Consider the following 19,990-nt stretch of genomic DNA (forward strand, 5'->3'; position numbering starts at 1 on the left):
GGGTGCCATAACTATCTGGGAATGGAGCCGGTTGCAATGAGGCTAGTCGGCCGCATGATCGTCGCTTGCGATCGCCGGCGATCGGCAATGAAGCTTGCCAGATTTTCTCAGGACGCCGGAAGGGCAAGGCGCTCAATGGTTTGAATGTGCCGCGTCAGCAGGTTACAGGCTTGATCGACGTTGCGCGCTCGCAAGGCTTGCAGAATCAGGCGGTGATCTTGATTGGAGCGCGGTCGCCAGCCCACCGATCGCGCCATCGCGAACACCAATCGAGAATTGGCAAGCTGCAGTCCATCGAGGCTGGCGAGCAGACGCGGCATTCCGCACGGTGCGACCAAGGCTTGGTGAAAGGCGCGGTTAGCCGTCTCAAACTCCTCGATCGTCTTTGCATTGTCTCCTTCGATCAGGGCGAGCTCGATCTGAGCCAAATGAGTTGTTGTGAGCCTTGGCCCCGAATGGCGCAACGCCACCACTTCGAGCGCGGCGCGCATTTCGGCGATCTCCTTCACTGAACGGGTATCGAGCGGGGCAACCCGAACACCGCGTCGCGGCACAGCGACAACAAGATGTTGTGCCTGCAGCTGCCGAAAGGCCTCTCGCACGGGGACATGGCTGGAATTGAATTCTCGTGCCACGTGATCCTGACGGAGGGGTGCGCCTGGCTCTAAGGCGCCGTTGATAATGCGCTCAGCGATTGAGTCCGCGATGCGCGCGACCGTCGTTATGTTTTTAGCAGTGATCATAGATTATCTACCGCAATAACCGGTGCATTTGCGAGGCAGCTCGATTAGCATCTCTTTGAGAGCGATGACTATAGATAATTCAAGAGATTATCTACAATTAAGCGGGATGGGGTTATGAATGCTACTGAGCAAGTCCAACGGAAGGAAGCAAGCAACGGGGCGCAGGTTGGTAAGCATTGGAACGTCGAAGAGGCTAAGGCGCTCTACGACCTTCCTTTCGCCGACCTGATGCTTCAGGCGCAGCGCGCTCATCGCAAGAACTTCGATCCAAACCACGTCGAAACTGCGAGCCTGCTCAGCATTAAGACCGGCGGCTGTCCGGAGGACTGCGGCTACTGCTCGCAAAGCGCGCATTACGAGACCGGCCTGAAAGCCACCCGTCTGATGCGTTGCGCCGATGTGGTTGCGACCGCGCAGCGCGCGAAGGATGCCGGCGCCACGCGCTTCTGCATGGCCGCGGCCTGGCGCACGCCAAAAGATCGCGATCTTGATTCCGTCTGCGACATGGTCAAGGCGGTCAAGGGACTTGGCATGGAAACGTGCGTCACGCTCGGCATGCTGACACCGAAGCAGGCCGCGCGCCTCGCCGAGGCCGGCCTTGACTTCTACAATCACAACGTCGACACATCGCCCGAGTTTTACAGCAAGATCATCACCACCCGCAGCCTGCAGGACCGCATCGATACGCTGGCGCATGTGCGCGATGCCGGCATCAAGATCTGCTGCGGCGGCATTATCGGCATGGGCGAGCGCGTCGAGGACCGCCTAGGTATGCTCGTACTGCTCGCCAATCTTCCCAACCATCCCGAAAGCATGCCGATCAACCTATGGAACAAGATCGAGGGCGTGCCGGTGGAAGACACCGCGGAGCCTCCCGATCCGATCGCGCTGGTCCGGCTGCTGGCGACCGCGCGGGTCATGATGCCGAGGAGTGTGGTTCGCTTGTCCGCCGGGCGGCAATGCATGACCGATGAATTGCAGGCGCTTTGCTTCTTGGCCGGCGCAAATTCAATCTTCGTCGGCGACGTGCTCTTGACCACCAAAAACCCGAACGTTGATCGCGACGCGGATCTGCTGGCCCGGCTGGGCATCACGTCCGGGCTCGCCTGACGAAAGCAGTGCGCGCAATATGTCGACCCTATATCCAGCCTAGGTGAGAAATGCAGATAACTTTGATGAAGGGAAAAATCCATCGCGCCTCAGTGACCGAAGCCGATCTGCATTATGAAGGCTCGATCTCGATAGATCGTACGCTCCTGGACGCGGCAGGAATGGTGATCAACGAGCGCGTCGAAATTTACAATGTCGAAACAGGGACGCGCTTTGCCACCTACGTGATCGAGGCGCCGCCGATGTCCGGCACGATAAGCCTGAACGGTGCGGCCGCCCGACTGGCGATGCCTGGAGACAAGATCATTATCGTTGCATATGCCTCATTCGACGAGCCCGAAGCAAAGATATTCAAACCACGCATTGTGCGCGTGGACCGAGACAATCGCATCCTGGCAAGTTGAACCTAAAGGCCATCTTTCTTAAACGGCCAACGCATCTTTTGCGTGATTTGATGCGGAGTTGACGAATGCGGTCAATCCAAACAGCTAGACTTAGTCCCTACGTCGCAGCATTGAATGCCCTGAACGAAGATGAACGGCTGCGCTGCCTCAAGCCGCGCGCGGGGATCGATTTCGCATCGAACGACTATCTGGCGCTCGGGAACGCCTCGCACATCAAAGAGGCGATTGTCGCCGCGCTCGAGGCGGGCACTCCGGTTGGAGCCGGCGGGTCGCGCCTTCTGCGCGGCAATTGCGAGGAGCATGAACGGCTCGAAACGGAAGCGGCTCAGTTCTTTGGCGCGGAGGCAGCGCTTTTCTTTGGAAGCGGCTACATTGCAAATTTTGCCCTCCTGACAACGCTGCCGCAGCGCGGCGATCTGCTCGTCCTCGATTCGCTCGTGCACGCCAGTATTCACGAGGGGGCGCGGGCCGGCCGCGCAGAGTGTCGAATTCACGCGCACAATGATCCCCAGGCAGTCGAAGACGCAATTCGCGACTGGCGAAACAAAGGTGGGGCGGGGCGCGTCTGGATTGTGGCCGAAAGTCTCTACAGTATGGATGGCGACTTCGCTCCACTCGAAGAGCTGGTGGCAATCGCCGACCGCCAAGACGCGTTTCTGATCGTTGATGAGGCTCATGCCACAGGTGCTTACGGGCATCAGGGACGAGGGCTCACGGCCCCTTATGACAGGCGCGAAAATCTGATCGTCGTTCATACCTGCGGCAAAGCGCTCGGTGCGGCCGGTGCACTTGTGACAGCCTCGGGCATCTTGCGCGATTTCATGGTCAACCGCTGCCGTCCGTTTATTTTCGCCACCGCCCCATCACCATTGATGGCTGTTGCCGTTCGAGAGGCACTCCTCACCCTGCAGAAAGAGCCGGAGCGGCAGCAACGGCTGGCCAAACTCGTTGCGTTCGCGCATCGGCAGATCACCTCGGTTGGTTTGCGCACAGCATCGACGTCTCAGATCGTGCCGTACATCGTAGGTGACAATGCTCATGCAATGCGACTTGCCTCTGCTCTGCAGGCGCGCGGCTTCGATATCCGCGGAATTCGGCCGCCAACCGTCCCTGCCGGCACCGCCCGCTTGCGAATTTCGTTGACACTCAATGTTGGGGAAGCGGACGTGCGCGCAATGCTCGATGCGCTGGTTGAGGTGACGAGGGACTCGCTTCGATGAATAAGCGGATCGTCGTGACTGGTACGGACACCGGGGTCGGCAAAACGGTATTTTCCGCAGGGCTCGCCGGCCTTCTCGGCGCGAATTATTGGAAGCCAGTCCAGGCTGGACTCGAACAAGAGACCGACTCCGAGTGCATCCGCCGCCTCGGTGGCCTCTCGTCCGATCGGATTGTCCCGGAGCTCTATCGACTTCGGATGCCTGCGTCGCCCCATTACTCCGCGGAGATCGACGGCGTTCGCATAGATACAGAGACGCTTCGACTGCCGGACAGCGGCGAGCGGCAACTCGTGATCGAGGGCGCCGGCGGACTCATGGTGCCGCTGACAAGGCGCACTCTTTACATCGACATCTTCGCGCGCTGGCAGCTTCCCGTCGTGCTTTGCGCGAGGACGGGACTGGGCACAATCAATCACTCGCTGCTCTCCATAGAGGCCCTGCGGAAGCGTCAGATTCGAATCCTTGGAATTGCGTTCATTGGCGAAAGAAACGCCGAAACTGAAAGCGCGATTTGCGAGATCGGGAGAGTGCGTCGGTTGGGACGGCTCCCGTGGCTTGTTCCCCTCACAGAGGATAGGCTGCAGGCCGCTTTCAAAGACTCCTTTGTTAGCAGCGATTTCCTGAACCTATGAAGATAGCCAAGAGCCCGGCGATTTGGCACCCGTTCACGCAGCATGCTCTACAGCGGGACATGACGAAGGTGCTGCGGGGAGAGGGGGCTTATCTCTACACCGAAGATGGCCGACGCCTTATCGATGCAATCTCCTCCTGGTGGGTCGTGACCCATGGCCATTGCCATCCATGCATCGTGAACGCGATCCGAGAACAGGCAGGCAAGCTCAACCAGGTCATCTTCGCCGGATACACTCACGACCCGGCTGAGCAAGTTGCGACGGAACTATTGAAGGTCACCTCCTCGGCGCTCGAGCATGTGTTCTTCTCCGATAGCGGGTCGACCAGCGTCGAAGTCGCGCTGAAAATGGCGCTCGGCTACTGGCGCAATACCGGAAGACAGCGAACCCGAATTGTGGTGATGCAGCACTCGTACCATGGCGACACGATCGGGGCGATGTCGGTAGGTAGCCGAGGCGTCTTCAATGCGGCCTACGGGGCGCTGATGTTCGAGGTGACCTCGATTCCCTTCCCGGAAAGGGATCGTGAGCAAAGAACGCTCGATGCGCTTGAAAACGCGTGTCGAAACGAACATCCCGCAGCCTTTATCGTGGAGCCCCTAATATTGGGTGCCGGTGGAATGCTTATGTATTCTCCCTCGGTGCTAAGAGAGATGAAGCGGATCTGCGAAGCCTTCGACGTCCTGTTCATTGCCGACGAGATCATGACCGGCTGGGGGCGGACAGGTGCCTTGTTTGCCTGTGAGCAGGCCGATGTCACGCCCGATATTGCCTGCTATTCGAAAGGCCTCACGGGTGGGGCGCTGCCGCTCGCCGTCACACTCTGTCGTGCCGACATTTTCGATGCGCATTATTCGGAAGATCGCACGCGTACGTTCTTTCATTCGAGCTCATATACCGCCAATCCGGTGGCCTGTGCCGCTGCCAAGGCTAATCTGGACCTATGGCAGGATCAGGAATATCGCCGGCGGCCGGCAACCTTGGCCAGGATGCAAGAACAGGCACTCGCGCCATTCCGCGCCGATTCACGGTTCGCAAACGTCCGACGCACAGGAACAGTTACAGCGCTTGAACTCAACACGAGCGACGCCGGCTATCTGGCGGACATCGGTCCGAGGCTTTTGGCTTTCTTCCAAGCACGGAATCTGCTGTTACGCCCACTTGGTAACACGATCTACGTGATGCCGCCTTACTGCGTTGCGGCGGCCGACCTTGATGAAATCTATGCTGCCATCCGTGACGCTGCCGACTTGCTGATGTGAGATGCATGAAACTTTGCAATCGTCTGCTGTGACAGGATTTTGCAGGGCGAAAGTGTCCGTATTGCTGCCGTTAGTGCAGCGAGGATGCAGCACCCACAGGCTGAGCGTGCTTTAAGCACTTGCTTTAAGCGCTCCTGATCCAACTGCCGCAGCAATCCTGCGGACGAGCCATGATAGACGCAGCATTTGGCCGAAATGTCGAGCGAATTGCGTTAATCACGACAGAGAAATCCATTATTTTGAGCAAATTCTCGGCGAGGCGTTCTGCGGAAAGTAATGCTTCGCGAGGCAGCCGTACATCAGAGTCAAGGCTCTTGCTGGCTGCAAGAACCAGGGAGATTGACCGCCGGGCGACCGCACCTTTGGTGCGCGCGTGGTGCTGCGATGAGAGGGCAGCGGGGCTTCCCAAGCAATGTCTGAAACAGGAGGCGCGAATGCACATTGGCTTCCGTAAATCCCTCGACCATTCAGCTACATGCTGCGCCATATGCGGCGGAAAGTTTGGGCTGATCCGCCATTACTACTGGCGAACGGCCCTTTGCTCCAAGAAATGCGTCCACCGCTTCAAGGCGCGGCGGGAGGCCGACCAGAAATGGCTTCGATGGTTGCGAGCCGCTTAGGATTGGACTGAGTTGTGCCGGTACGGCCCTGGTCAGAGAATTGGAGTGGCCCTCTAGAGCGCGGGAAATCGAGTGACAGAAACATCGGCAAAAATAATCGACTTCAGGGCCTACAGGGCCAGCAGACTGGCTCGGTCTGAGCGCCTTCGCGGCGACATCTACGCGACGGCCACTCTCGCTGCGCTTACAGCGGCCTGTCACCTTTGGACGTTCCTGGCCTGCCATCCGTTTGCTTTGCTCGGTGCGCCAGCGCCGACGCAGGAGTCTCACGAGTAGCCCTAGGGGCCAGACGCGGAGATGTGCTCAGAAGACGAAGCCCCACTGCGTGCATCTGCAGCTCGGTCCGGGCGAGCCTTCACCGTTTGAAGAGTCTGCAATCGGCCCAGAAAGCGCGTGCAGATGGTGGCTCGTCGCGAGTGCCGCTCCTCGATTGAGGGCGGCAGCCGGCATAATCGCTGAAGCTGCACGGGAAGATGAGCCATCGGGTGGTAAAATCGCGATGAGGAAGGTCTTGCCTCATGGTTGCGCGACCAATGGGCTGTTTTTGCGTTTTTCTCCAGTTTTAGAGAACTGGGATCTTCATCCTCCATGCCATTGACAGGTTTCTCCCGCCTTCTCTAGGAAGCGCCGACGGTGTGTGGGGAGCGGATCCAATATGAGCCAAAATTCAGAGCAGCCTCTAGAACGTGTCACGGTTCCTGCACTGCAGGAGTGGAAGGATAAAGGACGGCGTGTCGTGATGACCACCGCGTACGATGCGGTTGCGGCGCGCATCGCGGATCCCATTGTCGATATCATCCTGGTCGGCGATAGCGTTGGAAACGTCTGCCTGGGATTCGACAACACGCTGCCCGTCAGCGTGGCCATGATGAATCATCACCTGGAGGCTGTTGCGCGCACGAGGCCTCATGCCCTGCTTGTGGCCGATATGCCCTTTCTGAGCTTTCATGTCGGTTCTGAGGATACGATTCGCAATGCAGGAGGTTTTCTGCAGCGCGGCGCGGATGCTGTGAAACTCGAGGGTGGTGCCAAACGCATCGAGATGGTACGCGCCTTGGTCGATTGCGAAATTCCCGTGATGGGACATCTCGGTCTGACCCCGCAGAGCGTCAACGTCATGGGTGGATTCAAGGTGCAGGGAAGGACATCGGATACCGCCTTGCGGCTGCTCGATGACGCGCACCGTCTGCAGGAAGCCGGCTGCTTCGCGCTCGTCCTGGAGGGCATTCCTGCCGAGCTCGCGGCGCGAGCGACCGAATTTCTCACGATACCCACCATCGGGATCGGAGCAGGACCCGATTGCTCGGGCCAAGTGCTCGTGTTTCATGACGTCTTGGGGCTAACCGAAGGCCATCGCCCCAAATTCGTTCGTGCGTATACAAATGGATTCCAGTTGTTCCAGGAGGCGCTGTCACGCTGGGCTGCCGATATCCGCAAAGGTGCATTCCCGGGCTCAGAGGAGTGCTATCGGCTTCCTGATCAGCTTCGGCATGCCGTGGCCAACTGGGTGCCCTCCAACTCAAACTCAAGGTAAGAAATGCAAGTAATTACGAAGGTCGCTGAGCTGCGTCGCGCCCTTGCAGACGTTCGCAATGCCGACAAGCGCATCGGATTCGTTCCGACGATGGGATACCTGCACGATGGCCACCTGGCCCTGATCTCGGCTAGCCGGGGACACTGCGACGTCACTGTCGTTAGCATCTTCATCAACCCCACTCAGTTCGGCCCAAATGAAGATCTCAGCAGATACCCTCGCGACTTCGCGCGCGATGAAGCGTTGTGCCGCAGTGCCGGGGTCTCCATCATCTTTGCGCCAAGCGCACAGGAGATCTATCCGGATCAATTTGAGAGCTTCGTCGAGCCGGGCGAACTCGCAAAACCGCTGTGCGGAGCTTTCAGGCCTGGACATTTTCGTGGTGTAGCGACTGTCGTCTGCAAGCTATTCAACATGGTGCAGCCGGACGTCGCGTACTTTGGGCAGAAGGACTTTCAGCAATGCGCTGTGATACGCCGCATGACCATTGATCTGAATCTTCCGATCGAAATTGTCACTGTGCCAACCGTGCGGGAGCCAGATGGGCTGGCAATGAGCAGTCGCAACCGTTATCTCAGCCCAGAAGAACGTGGTCGGAGCCTTGCGATCAGCCGTGGCTTGTTCGCCGCGGCGCAAGAATTTGCCTCAGGGGAGCGCGACGCGGCAACGCTGATTGCGCTTGCAAGAAAGCATTTAGAAGGGGTCGATCGACTGCAGTACCTTGAGCTTGTCGACACCGGGACCCTCAGGATTGCCGAGAGCCCTCTGTGCCATCCGGCGGTGCTCTGTGTCGCAGCGTACGTCGGCTTGACTCGGTTGATCGACAATGTAGTCCTGTCCTGGTCGCCCGCGGAGGCTCGTACGATCTGATGTACTTGCGTTGCGGTCCAGCAAATGCCCATTATCTTCCTCGATGGGAATGAGGGAGATCTCCCAATGCTGGAAGGTGCCACGACCGCGCTCCTACGCGCGATCCTGGATGAGGTTTGCGAGAGCGTCTCACCGTATGACGCCGGCGTCCGCGCCTACGTCGCCTCCGCAATCCTGGAGGCCGCCACCCGAGGTGAGACGCGCCCCGATCTGCTTAAACAGATCGGTCAGGAAGCTCTTTCCAGAGCACCAACGATGTGGCGATAGATCCAAGACATGGTTTGTCATTGAGGAATTTCCAAGTCACAGTGCTGAAGATCCTGGCCTGCTATCCAGGTTCGCGCGCGCCGTCGTGTCGCCTGCGGCATAGCGAGGCCAGCTCGCAGAGGTGTATCGTTGTCGCAAATCGATGGCGTAACGTCACCGAAGACGCGGCGTTATCCGATGTGATTCGGTTGGCGCGTTCGCTGCGAGGCCGATCGTTGAAAGAGAAAGGAGCTCGCACAACAGCGCATCCAAGCGCCTTGGCGCACGCACCCTTGCGTGCACGATGCCGGTGAGGCGCCGCGCTAATAACCTTCGTCCGGAAAGGGGGGCGAACTCAGTGTTCGGCGCCGGAACGCCATCGAGTCAAGCGAGCCGATGCGCCGTTGCTGTTTACTCCTGTGCAAGCGCCGCAAGTGCCGTTTCACTGTGATTTCTCAACTGACCTGAGCGACCGCTTGCTTCGGATCAATTCCCGTAACGCAGCTCAACTGCTGCAGTAGCTCCCGCCGATGCGCCAGAAGCGTCCCGAGCGCGCTGCGGTCGTTTAGTTTCATGGCCGTCCAGAATTGATCCAATCGAAAGAGACATCGAAACTCTCAAACAAAGCTGTTCTCAACGAAGATGCGTATAGCACATCGGCAAATGATGTTCAGCTCGTCGGGAGAGAATACTGACGAGCAAGCTTGTTACCGACAAGCGTCCGGCGCCAGCGGCGTGGCCGACTATTCCTTGCGCCGGCAGGGCCGTGATCGAATTCGCCGACATCGTCAGCGAGAAGAGCGCCTGGGAGGTGTTCTTCCATTTCACCTCCCTGCTGACGCTGGTCTCGGGCCGCCGCGACGAACCAGGTCTGGCTCGGCGCTTCCCTGGCGAAGCATTTGGTGTAGGCGTCCATTGGCATGGTCTTCCTTGGCCATGGCGTCCTGCGGGGGCTTTCTGGCCATCATCTGCACCGACAAGCGTCCAGCTCTGTTTGAGGGACTAACCGAGCAGAAAGACGGCATATGGAGAGCCAAAAACGCTGCAGATCGTCGCAGTGGAAATGCGAGGCTGGGCGAAAGAATGACATCACGAACTGTCATGGTTCTTATCCACCTGCCGAACGGCTTCCGATATTCGATGACAAGCGGCGCGTTGACGGGCGACATGCTCGCCTGAATATCTCTTCATAGAGATTGCGACGACCTCAGGAGGTCCAGGATGCTCGATGAATCTTTGGCCCGCATTCGTGCTCACCGCAACAACATCCACCGCTATCGTCGCCTGCTGAAGTTGAACCCGTCGGATGTCGAACGTCAGTTCATCGAAAGACGCCTCACCGAAGAGCAGGCCGCGCTCGAGTCTCTTTGGGCCGAGACCTTCCCGCTCGCGTTTAGCCTTCGGAATGGGGCGGACATGTCGGCAAGCTAGGGGCGGGGCCGCGAACGACGCGCGCATTCCGGACCACGCGATTTCTCGCCGACGGCATCATCATGAGCTCGCGATCCCGCAAATAGTCGATGATATCCGTCCGCTGTTGGCCTGGCCCGAGGACCTGATCTGCTGACCTGCACGTGAGTTCATTCGGCTCTGGCATCAGGTGCTCAATCTATATCGGCATTTGGCCATAGCGGGTTAAAAAGCCGCACTGGTTGACCGATTCTCGCTCGCTGGCCTTTTTGTATTCGGCCGTATGTCGGCAGTTTGTTAGATTAGCTATTCCCGCAAATGTGCGAACGAGCATCGATTGCTGCGACAAGTGCGCCGAAGCACTCAAGGTGCCTCACGACTTCATTCTATCGAACGATATCCCTTCATGCGGCGTGCGTGCGAGAGAAGGTCGACAAATTCATCATCCATGACGTGCACTCGGCACGCCCTCTCGTGACGTACCCGGCCCGCAGCACTACTTGATTACGGCAATTGGTCTGTTTGAGCTTTGCGAAAGCCCCACTCGGATTGAAACGCCGGTGACTAGCTAGGACGCGGACTCACTGAGGCGCAGCCATAGCCTGATTGACGCGAGTTGAACGAATGCGAGGTAGTTGGCGCCGAGCCTATCGTAGCGCGTCGTCACCCGACGACATTGTTTGATCCTGTTGAAGAACCGCTAGACGTGGTTGCGAGCGCGGTAGAGATAGGGGCTGAAGCAGATCGGATCGCTGCGATTGCTTTTCGGCGGGGTGTTGGCCCACGCCCCCTTTTTCATGCAGTCGGCGTCATAGCCGCGGTCTGCAAGCAACATTGACCCGGACTTCAGACGGGAGAGCAGTTTTCCTGCAAGTCGAACGTCGTGGGCTCGCCGGGGCTCAACGCCAACCGTACCGGCAAGCCATTCCTATCGACCACCGCGTGGATCTTGCTCGTCAAACCGCCGCGCGACCTTCCCATCGATTGGCGCTGGTTCCTCGTGATGCAGGCCCCATGCTGATGCACGCGGACAATCGAGCCGAGGAACGCCACGCGGCTTGTTCGGCAGCATGGGCTTGATGGTGGTCCATTCATAATCGGCGAGTTCGTGGCGCATGATTCGAGCCCCAGTTTTGGAGTTTGAATCACAGGGGTCTGGCCAGACGCAACACTTCCGGGCAGGCCCCGGTTGGACGCTTACGGGTAGAAGTGGACATCAGCCAGCCGACTATCTCCGCAAAAACCGTCGAAATGACCCCAACGCGACATCTGCCGCTTGTTCGCAGGACTCAGTCAGATGCAGGCAGGTGGTCAGCTAGGCGCGCAGCCTCCACCTTCATGGCTTCGATCGCTAGGTGTTGGGCCTTCGTTTCGAAACGGCTTCTCAATCCGGATACAGACAAGGCGCCGCGCAACCGGCCTGCATTGTCGATGACCGGCACCGAAGCGGCCGCGACGTCTGCGTCGCGCTCACCCAACGAGATATAGAAGCCGTCCTCTCGAATCTGCGCGCCTGGCGGCCACTTCGGCGCCGTGTAGGCGCGCAGAATACGCCCCGCGGCGCCGCGATCGAGCGGGAGCCGTTCTCCCTCTTCAAGATGGTGTCGAACTGCGCGCGGCGAATTCTGGCGATACAGGCAGATGCGCTCGTCGCCGTCGCGGACATAGAACGAGGCGCTCTCCTGGGTCGTATCGACGAGGCGGCGCAGAATCGGCCGGATGAACTCGCCGAGGTCGAGTCCGCGCCGGTAAATGGCTCCAAGACGCCACAACTCCGGTCCCAGCCGGTAGAGCCTGTCCTCTCCTCGTTGCAGGAAGCCGCAGGCTTCGAGCGATGCGGTCAAACGCAAGACCGTGCTCTTGTACAAGCCGGTGCTTTGCGAGATTTCTGTCAGGCTCATCTGCCGGCGCGTTTCGGAGAAGGCGCGCAAGATGTTGAGTGCGCGCTCGACCGACTCCGCGCCGTCTCTGGTCATCAAAAATCACCCCGAAAGTTCTGCAGTGCAGAACTTAGTTGGTGCGGCCGCAAGAATCAATTGGGATAAAAGGGCGCCTCGGGTTCTCCAGAATAGAACGGACTTGACTCGCGCGCTGAACTCATGCATGGGGTATCTTCAGAGCAGAATAAAGTTCTGTACAACAGAACTAGGCTGAGCGTCTTACGAGATCGCCATGAGTTTGCCGCTTGAAGGCGTGCGCGTCCTCGATCTGTCCAACGTGCTCGCCGGTCCCTTCTGTGGCTACAACCTGGCGCGGCTCGGCGCCGAAGTGATTAAGATCGAAAATCCGGAGGGCGGCGATTTGGCTCGGCACCTCGGGGCAGATCCGACGATGGCACAGCGCCTGTTCGGCCTGTCCTTCGTTGCCGTGAATGCCTGTAAACAATCGATCGCGATCGACTTGAAGTCGCCGGAGGGTCAGGATGCATTCCTTCGACTTGTCGACCAGGCCGACGTGCTGCTCGAGAACTTCCGGCCCAAAGTCATGGAGCGGCTCGGCCTCGGCTATGCGCTCCTCGTGAAGCGCAATCCCCGGCTGATCTACTGCGCCATATCTGGGTTCGGTCAGGAAGGCCCCTGGGCAAACCGGCCCGCCTACGACCAGATCGTGCAAGGTCTCTCGGGCGCGATGAGCGTAACCGGCGATCACCGATCGGCGCCGTTGCGCACCGGCTTTCCGATCTCCGACACGATGGCCGGCATCACGGCAGCCTTCGCAATCTCGGCGGCGCTGGTCGCGCAATGTTCGACCGGCCGAGGCCGGTTCATCGATGTGTCGCTCCTGGAATCGACTCTGGCGGGAATGGGCTGGGTGGTTTCTAACCACCTCAACGCTGGCATTCTCCCCGAGCCGATGGGCAACGAGAATTTCACGGCGGCGCCATCCGGCACGTTCAAGACGAAGTCGGGTCCGCTCAACATTTCCGCCAACGAGCAGAAGCAATTCGAGAAGCTCTGCCAGCTGATCGGACGACCCGATTTGCTGAGTGAGGAGCGGTTCGGTGAACGCCACACGCGCAAGCTGCATCGCGCAGCCCTGAGCGACGAGATCAACAAGGCGCTCAAGTCGAAATCCGCCGAGGAATGGGAGGACATTTTCAACGCTGCCGGCGTTCCCGCCGGGTGCGTGCTCTCCGTGCAGGACGCACTGCAGCAGCCGCAGCTGGTCGAACGCCGGTTCGTCGAGAAGCTGCCTGTCGAACCGGCCGAAGGGCAACAGCTACGGGTGACGCGCCCAGGCTTTCTTCTAGACGAAGGCTTTCCCGAACCGTCCGCTCCCCCGCTGCTCGGCGCCGACACGGCGACATGGCTCGAACGGCTCGGCTATACGCGCGCGCAGATCGACGAAATGGCCGACCGCGGCGTGGTCCGCATCGCTTGAAAAGGAAATCCTGGTCATGCCCGAGTCCAATCCCGCCGATCTCCTGACCGAGGCAATCAAATGGTGGTCGACCGACATTATCGACGTGAAGCCGGGCGTCATCCGCTTTCGTGGCTTTCCGATCGAGCAGCTGATCGGCTCAGTCAGCTTTCCGCAGATGATATGGCTTCTGTTGCGCGGCGATCTCCCGTCGTCTGATCATGCCGCTTTGCTTGAAGCCGCTCTTGTGGCTGCGGTCGATCATGGACCGCAAGCGCCCTCGATCGCGGTCGGCCGTATGTCCGTCACCTGCGGCTTGCCGCTCAATGGAGCAATGGCGTCGGCCATCAATTTGCTCGACGACGTCCACGGAGGCGCCGGCCAGCAATGCATGGAGCTGTACGCCGACATCGCTCGACGGATGAACGAAGGTGCGCCACTTGTAGCGGCGACGCAGGCCGGTATCGCCGCCTTCGTCGAGGCACACGGGAAAATCTTGCCGGGCTTCGGCCATCGCTTTCACCCGATCGATCCTCGCTCGCCGAGGCTCCTGTCGCTGGTCGATGCTGCTCGTGAGCGCGGCGTGATCTCCGGCAAGTTTGCCGACATCGGCCGCGCGGTAGAAGCCCATCTGGAAAAGGGCAAGGGCCGCAAGGTTCCGATGAATATCGACGGATCCACCGCCCTCATCTACTCCGAACTCGGTTTTGCGCCGCCACTCGGGCGAGGACTTTTCATCCTGTCGCGCTCGGTCGGCATTCTCGCGCATGCCTGGGAGCAGAAGCAGCAGGGCGGTCGTATCAAGGGGCCGATGCCTCCAGGTGTTCCCTATTCCTACACAGGCAAGCCACCACGCGACTTCAGCCCGGCTAACGATCGTGAACCAAGCACCAAAAGAAGCGCGGTCACCAAATATCCTAGGAAGCACTAATGTCGTCCATTGATATCGCACCGCAGGCCGTTCTAAAGCCAAACTTGCTCAAGAAAGCGCTCGGCCAATGGCGGCTCCTGGTCTGCATTCTCGCGCCGGCGATCGTGTTGCTCTCCCCGATCCCCGCCGGGCTACGTTAGAAGCGTGGCGTCAGTTCGTGCAGCCATGGCGGCCATACAACGAGCCGGTCGTCATCCTTGCGGTTGTAGCGGTATCGGCGATTTTTCTCGGTAACGGGCCGGTCGCCATGGCTGGCTATGCCAGCCCGACGGTCTGGCTCGTGTTCTCGGCCTTCCTGATCGGTTCCGCGATCATCGAAACCGGGCTCGGTCGACGCATCGCATTCTTTCTCGTCGGGGGGGGCGGCAAATCGACCTCGCCCTCGGGTATGTCGCAGCGCTCACCGATCTGGCACTGGCGCCTGCGACGCCCTCCCTGTGCGGTCACGCGGACGAATCCGTGACGGTGATCGATGTGTGAGGAAGTGCCTGAAAATCGGGTTCAGAGAAGGACAGTGGCGTCGTCACTTGTCCATCTACCGTCAAATAAGCAGATGACGTTGCAGTCTGCGCATGCGCGCTTGCCGCAAAGAGGAAAAGGAGAGACGCCGTACGTTTCGTACAGAACACTCGTCATCCTCCCTTCAAAGGTCAGGCCTACTCCCAAGCTCTGACCGAAAGCTGACAGCCGGATCAATTCGGGCTTGCAAAGGCAGATTCGCGCTCTAATTGTATCGGAATAAAATGATGCGTCATAGAGGAAAGAGGCTCATGCGCGTTACTCAACATTTAGGAAGTATATGTCGCAACGTCCTTTTTACGACCACGATGACATGCCTTGCTCCGACACATGGACATGCCGCAAGCGGTTGTGCTCCCGGATCGACTTGCCTGTCGGTGACAGGGAAGGGCATTCCGGCTCCTGAGCCGGCACCTTTCATTGCGCAATGCACCGGGGTCTTCCCAGACTTCGTCACGCCATCAGCGATGGTACCGAGCGCTGGTCCGTGGTTCAAACTCTCCCAATCGTACCCTACGGCTGTCCCGGCGAACGACGCGCCGTGGTCTAATATCGACTTCAAGGACGGAGTGACGGGCGCCAATGCTTACCTCTATGCTTTGCGAGACTATGCATTTGATGGAATGATCGATGCCGACTTCAAGCCGGAAGCCAATAATGTTCGGCCTTGGTTTCACATGCCGCTGATGAATTTTGGACCACGTGCACGAGAGCCGATGCGCGGCTTGACTTCAGAACGTTCTGTGACCGGACCGGAGCTCGGTCTCAAGCCGGGAGTGACCATTCACAATTATGCGGTCGGCTTCTACAATGCAGCAGGTGCCGTCACGATCGGACAGGTCTTGGGCGGCGCCTCGCCCGATCTGGCAAAGGCTCAATTCCCCCAAGGGGCAATGACCTTCAAGATCTTATTCAGCGACGTTACCGGGAATGACTTCCAGGGTTCTGACGTCTTGTCGGGTGCTCCGCAGTGGACGATCCGAACAGCAGCCGGCACCCAAACCGTGCGCCTCATGCAGATGGACGTCGCCGCGGTGGATAGTCGCTCGCCAACCGGGTGGGTCTTCGGGACTTTTGCTTTTGACAGCAATGCAACTGATACGTCCTCGTGGCGGAGGCTCCGGCCCGTCGGCCTTTCATGGGGAAATGACTTCGGCTTCACACCTGCTGATCAGCAAGCAGGCAAGAAGCTGACGGAAACCACGATATCGGACCAGGCGCCTGCTTACGCAGCCTCCCATTTGGGATGGGCGGGGCGCGCGAACGGGCCGGTCGACAATCCGATTTCGGGGTGCTTGAGCTGTCACAGCACCGCCCAATTGCCGTCGGCGCCCATTACATTTTCGAACACCTGTACAACGGACGCTCAGAAGATGCTCTGGTTCAGAGACCTGAAGGGTAATCAGCCGTTTGGAGGCGTGGATGCAAGCTGCAATCCCATCACCAGCGCACCTCCGCCGAAGCCACTCGACTTTTCACTCCAATTATCGGTCGCAGTCCAGAACGTGGTGCAGTTTGGGGATGCCAATCCGTGTTCGCCATCGGCCTCTATCATGAACCTTCGGGTGGACGACCATCCCGGAGAGCACCCGCGCATTGCTCGGTAGCGCCAATTATCTAAGGGATAGAAGAGGCCGCTTCCGCAAGATGGTTCATCTCAACGACGTGCTGCGACATCTTCGTCGCAGCACGGTTGGCATCAATTTCAGGTCGTTGAGGAAGTCCTTCTCGGAATAGGTCTTGGCGTCGAGCGCGAAATTTCGAACTCAGTTCGGGATTTCTGGCGATCGTCTGCAACTGTTCGATCTGCGGTGGGGTTGCGGGCAGAAATCCAGCAAGCCTGTGTGCTCGCTCGACTTCACCCGCATATAATGCCGTGCGGTGAGCCCACTGCAGCTTGAGCTCCTGCTCAAAGCGGGCGTCCCCCTGCGGACGTGCAATAATGAGCTCTGCCAGCAAACCGGCATCAAGAAAGGCATAATAAACGTGCGAATTTCGCGGGCGAAAAGCTGAAATATGCCGGAATGACGTCCTTCATCATGAGCTTTGTCTTGCCATCGGCCGGCACTACATTCCGAGCAGACGAGCTCGCGAGGGAAGTTACCACGTTCGACAGTATCGGGGATTTCTCCACATCCCGGCGGAAGATCCGCGGACGAGCTGGTCGTGTCCCAGCTGGTGGTGTAGCTGGAGCGAAGCCGCTCGCGAAGCGCGCCCTCATATAGCGCTGTAGCGAGCGAGCGGCTTTGCGGGCGGTCACCGATGATTCGTCGGTAAGGTTTGGATTGCGACAGTCAACCTGATTCGAGGAACCACCGATGACCGACGACATGATGAACCTGTGCACGCTCGTAGAGAAGACCCCCAATGCTGCTTCGATCTATATACGAGCCATAAACGTCCTTACGAGCTATTTATGAACCATTTCCATGGCTAAGATCAAGCTCCCATTTCTGCCTATGCAGCCGATGCTGCGATGCTGCTTGGCCAGCTCGTGCGCAAGGCCCGTATCGAACGGAAGATGAGCACGCTCAATGTTGCAGAGCGAGCAGGGATCTCGCGGGGGCTGCTGCGGCGCATAGAGGCAGGCGACCCGCGATCCACCATTGGCGCAGTCTTTGAGGTCGCTGCAATTGTCGGCGTCAGACTGTTCGACGTCGAGCAGGCGACAATAAGGCGATTGAACGCAATCGCGAACTCATGACGCTTCTGCCTACCATGGAAAAGTGCCGGTCGAGCTCGGGTGTCAGCGGCGTTCCTTGTTCGACGAGCGCTGCCGCATTCAAAAGCTCATCGATAGACGCGCCCTCGCCTTCACGCGCGACATAGGCGGAAGGCGAGGCTTGAAAATCGAGCGCGCCGATGCGATCCGACCCTGAGTCGAGGAGAAAGGCCGCTCATCGAGACTGCCCGCGTCAATCTCTTTCCCGCGGGCGCCGAACTTCCGATTGAGAATCACGCGCCGGCCCCAGGCTTCGGAAGCGGCGTCGCGAATACAGTTGGGCATGTTCAGACCTGCAAGAAGCGGAAGGATTCCGCTCCGCAGTGGCAATTCGGGCTGGTAAAGCGCAATGGCGTCCTTGCGCTCGAGATAGCTCCGTCCATAGTTGAACACGAGCTGTTCGCCACGCTCCGACAGAATCCCTGCAACAACCGGTTTTGTCTGGCCCGGCAGCCAAGTCCAGACATAGGCCTCGGTGAATTTGGGATCAGAAGTCATCATTGACCTCTTCACCCCGCCGGGCACGAACGGATTTGCTCCATTGGCGGGGCGCGCCCGAGAGCGACGGTTACCTCCGAGGTTAAGAAATTCATCGCAAAGTTTTCTTCGCAAACCGACTTCTATAGCGTGGTGAAGGTGGAATTCATCGCAATGCGCTTAGCCGCGGCGGTCGGGCTTCGCGTCGCGCCTGTGAGCCTTCAACGTGTGGCGGGCAAGGACATCCTCCTTATAGAGCGCTTCGATCGTGCGAAGGCTGTCGGCGGATGGCGCCGCAAGGCCATGGTATCCGCCCTAACATTGCTTGAGCTGGACGAAATCATGGCGCGGTACGCCAGCTACGAACAGCTCGCTACGATCATCCGCCACCGTTTTACGGAACCCAAGGGGACGCTACGAGAGTTGTTTTCGCGCATTGCCTTCAACGTGCTCTGCGGCAACAAGGATGACCATGCCCGAAATCACGCAGCCTTCTGGGACGGCACGAATCTGACGCTGTCTCTCGATCCTTGCCCCGAACCACGCGTGCAGAGCTGCGGAAGTCGCTTATTGCCGCTGCAACATCCATGGGAGCGTGGGATAGACGCGGAGGGGTGGGACGAGGACCATGCCTTCAAGCGCGTCATTGAATATGAATTCGGGCTTGATTTGTTGAAAGCCTTACGATTCCCACTGCCTCCGACATGGTGACCAGGCCCAGCAAGGCGTCTCTGTCCGCCGGCCAAACCGATGTCGCTGCGATTCCCTGATGACTAGACGCAGCCGTTCCAGGTCAAGACGCTCTTCCATACTTTACAGCGCGAGCAAAGCAGCTCCCAAAAGGGAGTTGTGTTGCTCAGTCACTCCTTCAAGCCGCTTCGCCTGCTCAATTTCGCGACGAAACCGCCAATCCTACGATGGAACGAAGGATAGCTTTACTCTCAATAAGGCGCCGACATCTTATTTCGGCTTTAACAGCCGCGCCATGGGTGTCGATGCAAAGTGGAACGCAACCTGAAATTACACCTGATACCCCACTTCGCCTTGCCGATGCTGTGAAGATCGCATTTCCTTTGGGAGGAATGACGGTCGCGGGTTTGCGTCGTGAGCGCGATCGTAATCGACTGGTTATCGAGAAGATTGCCGGCAAGGAATTTACAACGCTGGCTCATATCGAACGGATGCGAGAGCTATGCCGCGAAGAAGCACGCGACTTCAGCTCAAGGCTTCCCGCCGAAACAAGACCGAAAAGATCACTCACCAGGCAACCTGGATTATCAGAGACAACGGCCGGGATGTCAGCACAGGCTGCGCTGCAGATGAGATTGCGGCCGCGGAGGAAAAGCTAAGAGACTACGTAAGCTCTAAACACAGCCCGAAGCGACGAATTCGCCACAGACGATATCGCTATCGCGGACGTCCTCTCGATCCATTTAGACGCGCAGTTGGACAAGCTTCGTGGCGGTTCGCCATCCGCGCCCTTCCGGAAGTCTACAGGTCGCGTCGCAACGTAAATCATGAGGCCAGCGGGAGCCGTCAGCATGAACGTCAGAAGCCCAGGCGTTCCGCGCACCTCCACCCGTGCCCCCAGGACTCAACCGTAACAGCGGCAGCCTCCGACGATCCGGAGGGCGCGGCAGCCGCCGGCAGCGACGTCTCGGACACCAAAGGCACGAATGATAGTGTAGGTGCCCAGCAACACGCGTCAGAGCGAATGAAACGATCCAAGATTTGACTGCTACACGAGTGTTCTGCTGCGCGGCAGGCGCAAATCGCGCTTAAAAGATGCGTTTCGCCGGGCAGCGTCGCTGGAAGGCTGCTTCGAAATGGGGGCGGGTTAGCTTAGGACCCAGGACAGGTCGCATAATCCGCTCCAACCCTCTCATTGCTCCCCACCCTTATATCCAACGTCCTGCTCAAGTGTCCCGCT

At 58.8% G+C, this 19,990-nt stretch carries 20 protein-coding genes and 2 pseudogenes; 17 read left to right on the forward strand and 5 right to left on the reverse strand.

Annotation, left to right across the window (positions count from 1 at the left end):
* Nucleotides 1-107: 107 nt before the first annotated feature.
* A complete protein-coding gene (locus tag ACRQ5Q_RS11385) occupies nt 108-743 on the reverse strand; it encodes a GntR family transcriptional regulator (protein ID WP_439397786.1) in 636 nt (211 codons plus the stop codon).
* Nucleotides 744-857: 114 nt separating this feature from the next.
* On the opposite strand from ACRQ5Q_RS11385, the gene bioB reads away from it, so the two are divergent.
* From bioB to ACRQ5Q_RS11430, 9 genes are all read left to right on the forward strand, one after another.
* Nucleotides 858-1,853: a biotin synthase BioB gene (bioB, locus tag ACRQ5Q_RS11390; RefSeq protein WP_439397788.1), complete on the forward strand. Its 996-nt coding sequence runs from the start codon at nt 858-860 to the stop codon at nt 1,851-1,853.
* Nucleotides 1,854-1,903: 50 nt separating this feature from the next.
* Nucleotides 1,904-2,257 (forward strand): aspartate 1-decarboxylase, encoded by a 354-nt coding sequence (panD, locus tag ACRQ5Q_RS11395; RefSeq protein ID WP_439397790.1) that lies wholly within the window; start codon nt 1,904-1,906, stop codon nt 2,255-2,257.
* A gap of 65 nt (nt 2,258-2,322) precedes the next feature.
* Nucleotides 2,323-3,477, forward strand: coding sequence for an 8-amino-7-oxononanoate synthase (locus tag ACRQ5Q_RS11400; protein ID WP_439397792.1), 1,155 nt, complete (start codon nt 2,323-2,325; stop codon nt 3,475-3,477).
* The gene (gene bioD, locus ACRQ5Q_RS11405) at nt 3,474-4,109 is read left to right on the forward strand and encodes a dethiobiotin synthase (RefSeq protein ID WP_439397794.1); all 636 of its coding nucleotides are present in this window, start codon (nt 3,474-3,476) and stop codon (nt 4,107-4,109) included. The genes ACRQ5Q_RS11400 and bioD overlap by 4 nt, the downstream gene beginning before the upstream one ends.
* The gene (locus ACRQ5Q_RS11410) at nt 4,106-5,371 is read left to right on the forward strand and encodes an adenosylmethionine--8-amino-7-oxononanoate transaminase (RefSeq protein WP_439397796.1); all 1,266 of its coding nucleotides are present in this window, start codon (nt 4,106-4,108) and stop codon (nt 5,369-5,371) included. The genes bioD and ACRQ5Q_RS11410 overlap by 4 nt, the downstream gene beginning before the upstream one ends.
* 1,275 nt (nt 5,372-6,646) lie before the next feature.
* Nucleotides 6,647-7,525 (forward strand): 3-methyl-2-oxobutanoate hydroxymethyltransferase, encoded by an 879-nt coding sequence (gene panB, locus ACRQ5Q_RS11415; protein WP_439397798.1) that lies wholly within the window; start codon nt 6,647-6,649, stop codon nt 7,523-7,525.
* Between the two features lie 3 nt (nt 7,526-7,528).
* Nucleotides 7,529-8,395, forward strand: a complete 867-nt coding sequence (gene panC / locus ACRQ5Q_RS11420) for a pantoate--beta-alanine ligase (RefSeq protein WP_439397800.1) — start codon at nt 7,529-7,531, stop codon at nt 8,393-8,395.
* A 66-nt stretch (nt 8,396-8,461) separates the two neighbouring features.
* Nucleotides 8,462-8,662 carry a hypothetical protein gene (locus ACRQ5Q_RS11425; RefSeq protein WP_439397802.1) on the forward strand — a complete coding sequence of 67 codons (201 nt, stop codon included), beginning with the start codon at nt 8,462-8,464 and terminating at the stop codon, nt 8,660-8,662.
* Between the two features lie 1,200 nt (nt 8,663-9,862).
* Complete coding sequence (locus ACRQ5Q_RS11430) at nt 9,863-10,072, forward strand: hypothetical protein (RefSeq protein WP_439397804.1); 210 nt, start codon at nt 9,863-9,865, stop codon at nt 10,070-10,072.
* 547 nt (nt 10,073-10,619) lie between these two features.
* Here the strand turns inward: ACRQ5Q_RS11430 and ACRQ5Q_RS11435 are convergent.
* Nucleotides 10,620-11,168: pseudogene (locus ACRQ5Q_RS11435) on the reverse strand (IS5 family transposase).
* A gap of 172 nt (nt 11,169-11,340) precedes the next feature.
* On the reverse strand, nt 11,341-12,027 hold the full coding sequence (locus ACRQ5Q_RS11440) for an IclR family transcriptional regulator (protein WP_439397806.1): 687 nt from the start codon (nt 12,025-12,027) through the stop codon (nt 11,341-11,343).
* A gap of 196 nt (nt 12,028-12,223) precedes the next feature.
* On the opposite strand from ACRQ5Q_RS11440, the gene ACRQ5Q_RS11445 reads away from it, so the two are divergent.
* From ACRQ5Q_RS11445 to ACRQ5Q_RS11465, 5 genes are all read left to right on the forward strand, one after another.
* On the forward strand, nt 12,224-13,432 hold the full coding sequence (locus ACRQ5Q_RS11445) for a CaiB/BaiF CoA transferase family protein (RefSeq protein WP_439397808.1): 1,209 nt from the start codon (nt 12,224-12,226) through the stop codon (nt 13,430-13,432).
* Between the two features lie 16 nt (nt 13,433-13,448).
* Nucleotides 13,449-14,342 carry a citryl-CoA lyase gene (locus ACRQ5Q_RS11450; RefSeq protein ID WP_439397809.1) on the forward strand — a complete coding sequence of 298 codons (894 nt, stop codon included), beginning with the start codon at nt 13,449-13,451 and terminating at the stop codon, nt 14,340-14,342.
* Nucleotides 14,342-14,482: a hypothetical protein gene (locus ACRQ5Q_RS11455; protein ID WP_439397811.1), complete on the forward strand. Its 141-nt coding sequence runs from the start codon at nt 14,342-14,344 to the stop codon at nt 14,480-14,482. The genes ACRQ5Q_RS11450 and ACRQ5Q_RS11455 overlap by 1 nt, the downstream gene beginning before the upstream one ends.
* Before the next feature lie 17 nt (nt 14,483-14,499).
* Complete coding sequence (locus ACRQ5Q_RS11460) at nt 14,500-14,805, forward strand: anion permease (protein WP_439397813.1); 306 nt, start codon at nt 14,500-14,502, stop codon at nt 14,803-14,805.
* Between the two features lie 625 nt (nt 14,806-15,430).
* Entirely contained in the window at nt 15,431-16,468 is a 1,038-nt protein-coding gene (locus tag ACRQ5Q_RS11465; protein WP_439397814.1) for a hypothetical protein, read from the forward strand.
* A 10-nt stretch (nt 16,469-16,478) separates the two neighbouring features.
* Here ACRQ5Q_RS11465 and ACRQ5Q_RS11470 read toward each other — a convergent pair whose 3' ends face one another.
* A complete protein-coding gene (locus ACRQ5Q_RS11470) occupies nt 16,479-16,820 on the reverse strand; it encodes a hypothetical protein (protein WP_439397816.1) in 342 nt (113 codons plus the stop codon).
* A 517-nt stretch (nt 16,821-17,337) separates the two neighbouring features.
* Between ACRQ5Q_RS11470 and ACRQ5Q_RS11475 the strand changes: the two genes are divergently transcribed.
* Complete coding sequence (locus ACRQ5Q_RS11475) at nt 17,338-17,565, forward strand: helix-turn-helix transcriptional regulator (protein WP_439397818.1); 228 nt, start codon at nt 17,338-17,340, stop codon at nt 17,563-17,565.
* 78 nt (nt 17,566-17,643) lie between these two features.
* On the opposite strand, the gene ACRQ5Q_RS11480 is transcribed toward ACRQ5Q_RS11475, so the two are convergent.
* Nucleotides 17,644-18,084, reverse strand: coding sequence for a hypothetical protein (locus ACRQ5Q_RS11480; RefSeq protein WP_439397820.1), 441 nt, complete (start codon nt 18,082-18,084; stop codon nt 17,644-17,646).
* Nucleotides 18,085-18,120: 36 nt separating this feature from the next.
* Here ACRQ5Q_RS11480 and ACRQ5Q_RS11485 point away from each other — a divergent pair.
* Together ACRQ5Q_RS11485 and ACRQ5Q_RS11490 are read left to right on the forward strand one after the other, a co-directional pair.
* A pseudogene (locus tag ACRQ5Q_RS11485) lies at nt 18,121-18,606 on the forward strand (HipA domain-containing protein); the annotation flags it as partial.
* A 449-nt stretch (nt 18,607-19,055) separates the two neighbouring features.
* Nucleotides 19,056-19,409 (forward strand): excisionase, encoded by a 354-nt coding sequence (locus ACRQ5Q_RS11490; protein ID WP_439399788.1) that lies wholly within the window; start codon nt 19,056-19,058, stop codon nt 19,407-19,409.
* Nucleotides 19,410-19,990 lie beyond the last annotated feature (581 nt).

The organism is Bradyrhizobium sp. PMVTL-01 (genome assembly GCF_051861855.1).
Taxonomy (GTDB): domain Bacteria; phylum Pseudomonadota; class Alphaproteobacteria; order Rhizobiales; family Xanthobacteraceae; genus Bradyrhizobium.

What these genes read in the sequence shown, in the direction of transcription:
- ACRQ5Q_RS11400 (WP_439397792.1), top strand. Translation starts at nt 2,323, where the DNA reads ATGCGGTCAATCCAAACAGCTAGACTTAGTCCCTACGTCGCAGCATTG.
- ACRQ5Q_RS11445 (WP_439397808.1), top strand. Translation starts at nt 12,224, where the DNA reads ATGAGTTTGCCGCTTGAAGGCGTGCGCGTCCTCGATCTGTCCAACGTG.
- panC (WP_439397800.1), top strand. Translation starts at nt 7,529, where the DNA reads ATGCAAGTAATTACGAAGGTCGCTGAGCTGCGTCGCGCCCTTGCAGAC.
- ACRQ5Q_RS11455 (WP_439397811.1), top strand. Translation starts at nt 14,342, where the DNA reads ATGTCGTCCATTGATATCGCACCGCAGGCCGTTCTAAAGCCAAACTTG.
- bioD (WP_439397794.1), top strand. Translation starts at nt 3,474, where the DNA reads ATGAATAAGCGGATCGTCGTGACTGGTACGGACACCGGGGTCGGCAAA.
- ACRQ5Q_RS11490 (WP_439399788.1), top strand. Translation starts at nt 19,056, where the DNA reads ATGCAAAGTGGAACGCAACCTGAAATTACACCTGATACCCCACTTCGC.
- ACRQ5Q_RS11450 (WP_439397809.1), top strand. Translation starts at nt 13,449, where the DNA reads ATGCCCGAGTCCAATCCCGCCGATCTCCTGACCGAGGCAATCAAATGG.
- ACRQ5Q_RS11430 (WP_439397804.1), top strand. Translation starts at nt 9,863, where the DNA reads ATGCTCGATGAATCTTTGGCCCGCATTCGTGCTCACCGCAACAACATC.
- bioB (WP_439397788.1), top strand. Translation starts at nt 858, where the DNA reads ATGAATGCTACTGAGCAAGTCCAACGGAAGGAAGCAAGCAACGGGGCG.
- ACRQ5Q_RS11480 (WP_439397820.1), bottom strand. Translation starts at nt 18,084, where the DNA reads ATGATGACTTCTGATCCCAAATTCACCGAGGCCTATGTCTGGACTTGG.
- panD (WP_439397790.1), top strand. Translation starts at nt 1,904, where the DNA reads ATGCAGATAACTTTGATGAAGGGAAAAATCCATCGCGCCTCAGTGACC.
- ACRQ5Q_RS11425 (WP_439397802.1), top strand. Translation starts at nt 8,462, where the DNA reads ATGCTGGAAGGTGCCACGACCGCGCTCCTACGCGCGATCCTGGATGAG.
- panB (WP_439397798.1), top strand. Translation starts at nt 6,647, where the DNA reads ATGAGCCAAAATTCAGAGCAGCCTCTAGAACGTGTCACGGTTCCTGCA.
- ACRQ5Q_RS11475 (WP_439397818.1), top strand. Translation starts at nt 17,338, where the DNA reads ATGCTGCTTGGCCAGCTCGTGCGCAAGGCCCGTATCGAACGGAAGATG.
- ACRQ5Q_RS11440 (WP_439397806.1), bottom strand. Translation starts at nt 12,027, where the DNA reads ATGACCAGAGACGGCGCGGAGTCGGTCGAGCGCGCACTCAACATCTTG.
- ACRQ5Q_RS11410 (WP_439397796.1), top strand. Translation starts at nt 4,106, where the DNA reads ATGAAGATAGCCAAGAGCCCGGCGATTTGGCACCCGTTCACGCAGCAT.
- ACRQ5Q_RS11385 (WP_439397786.1), bottom strand. Translation starts at nt 743, where the DNA reads ATGATCACTGCTAAAAACATAACGACGGTCGCGCGCATCGCGGACTCA.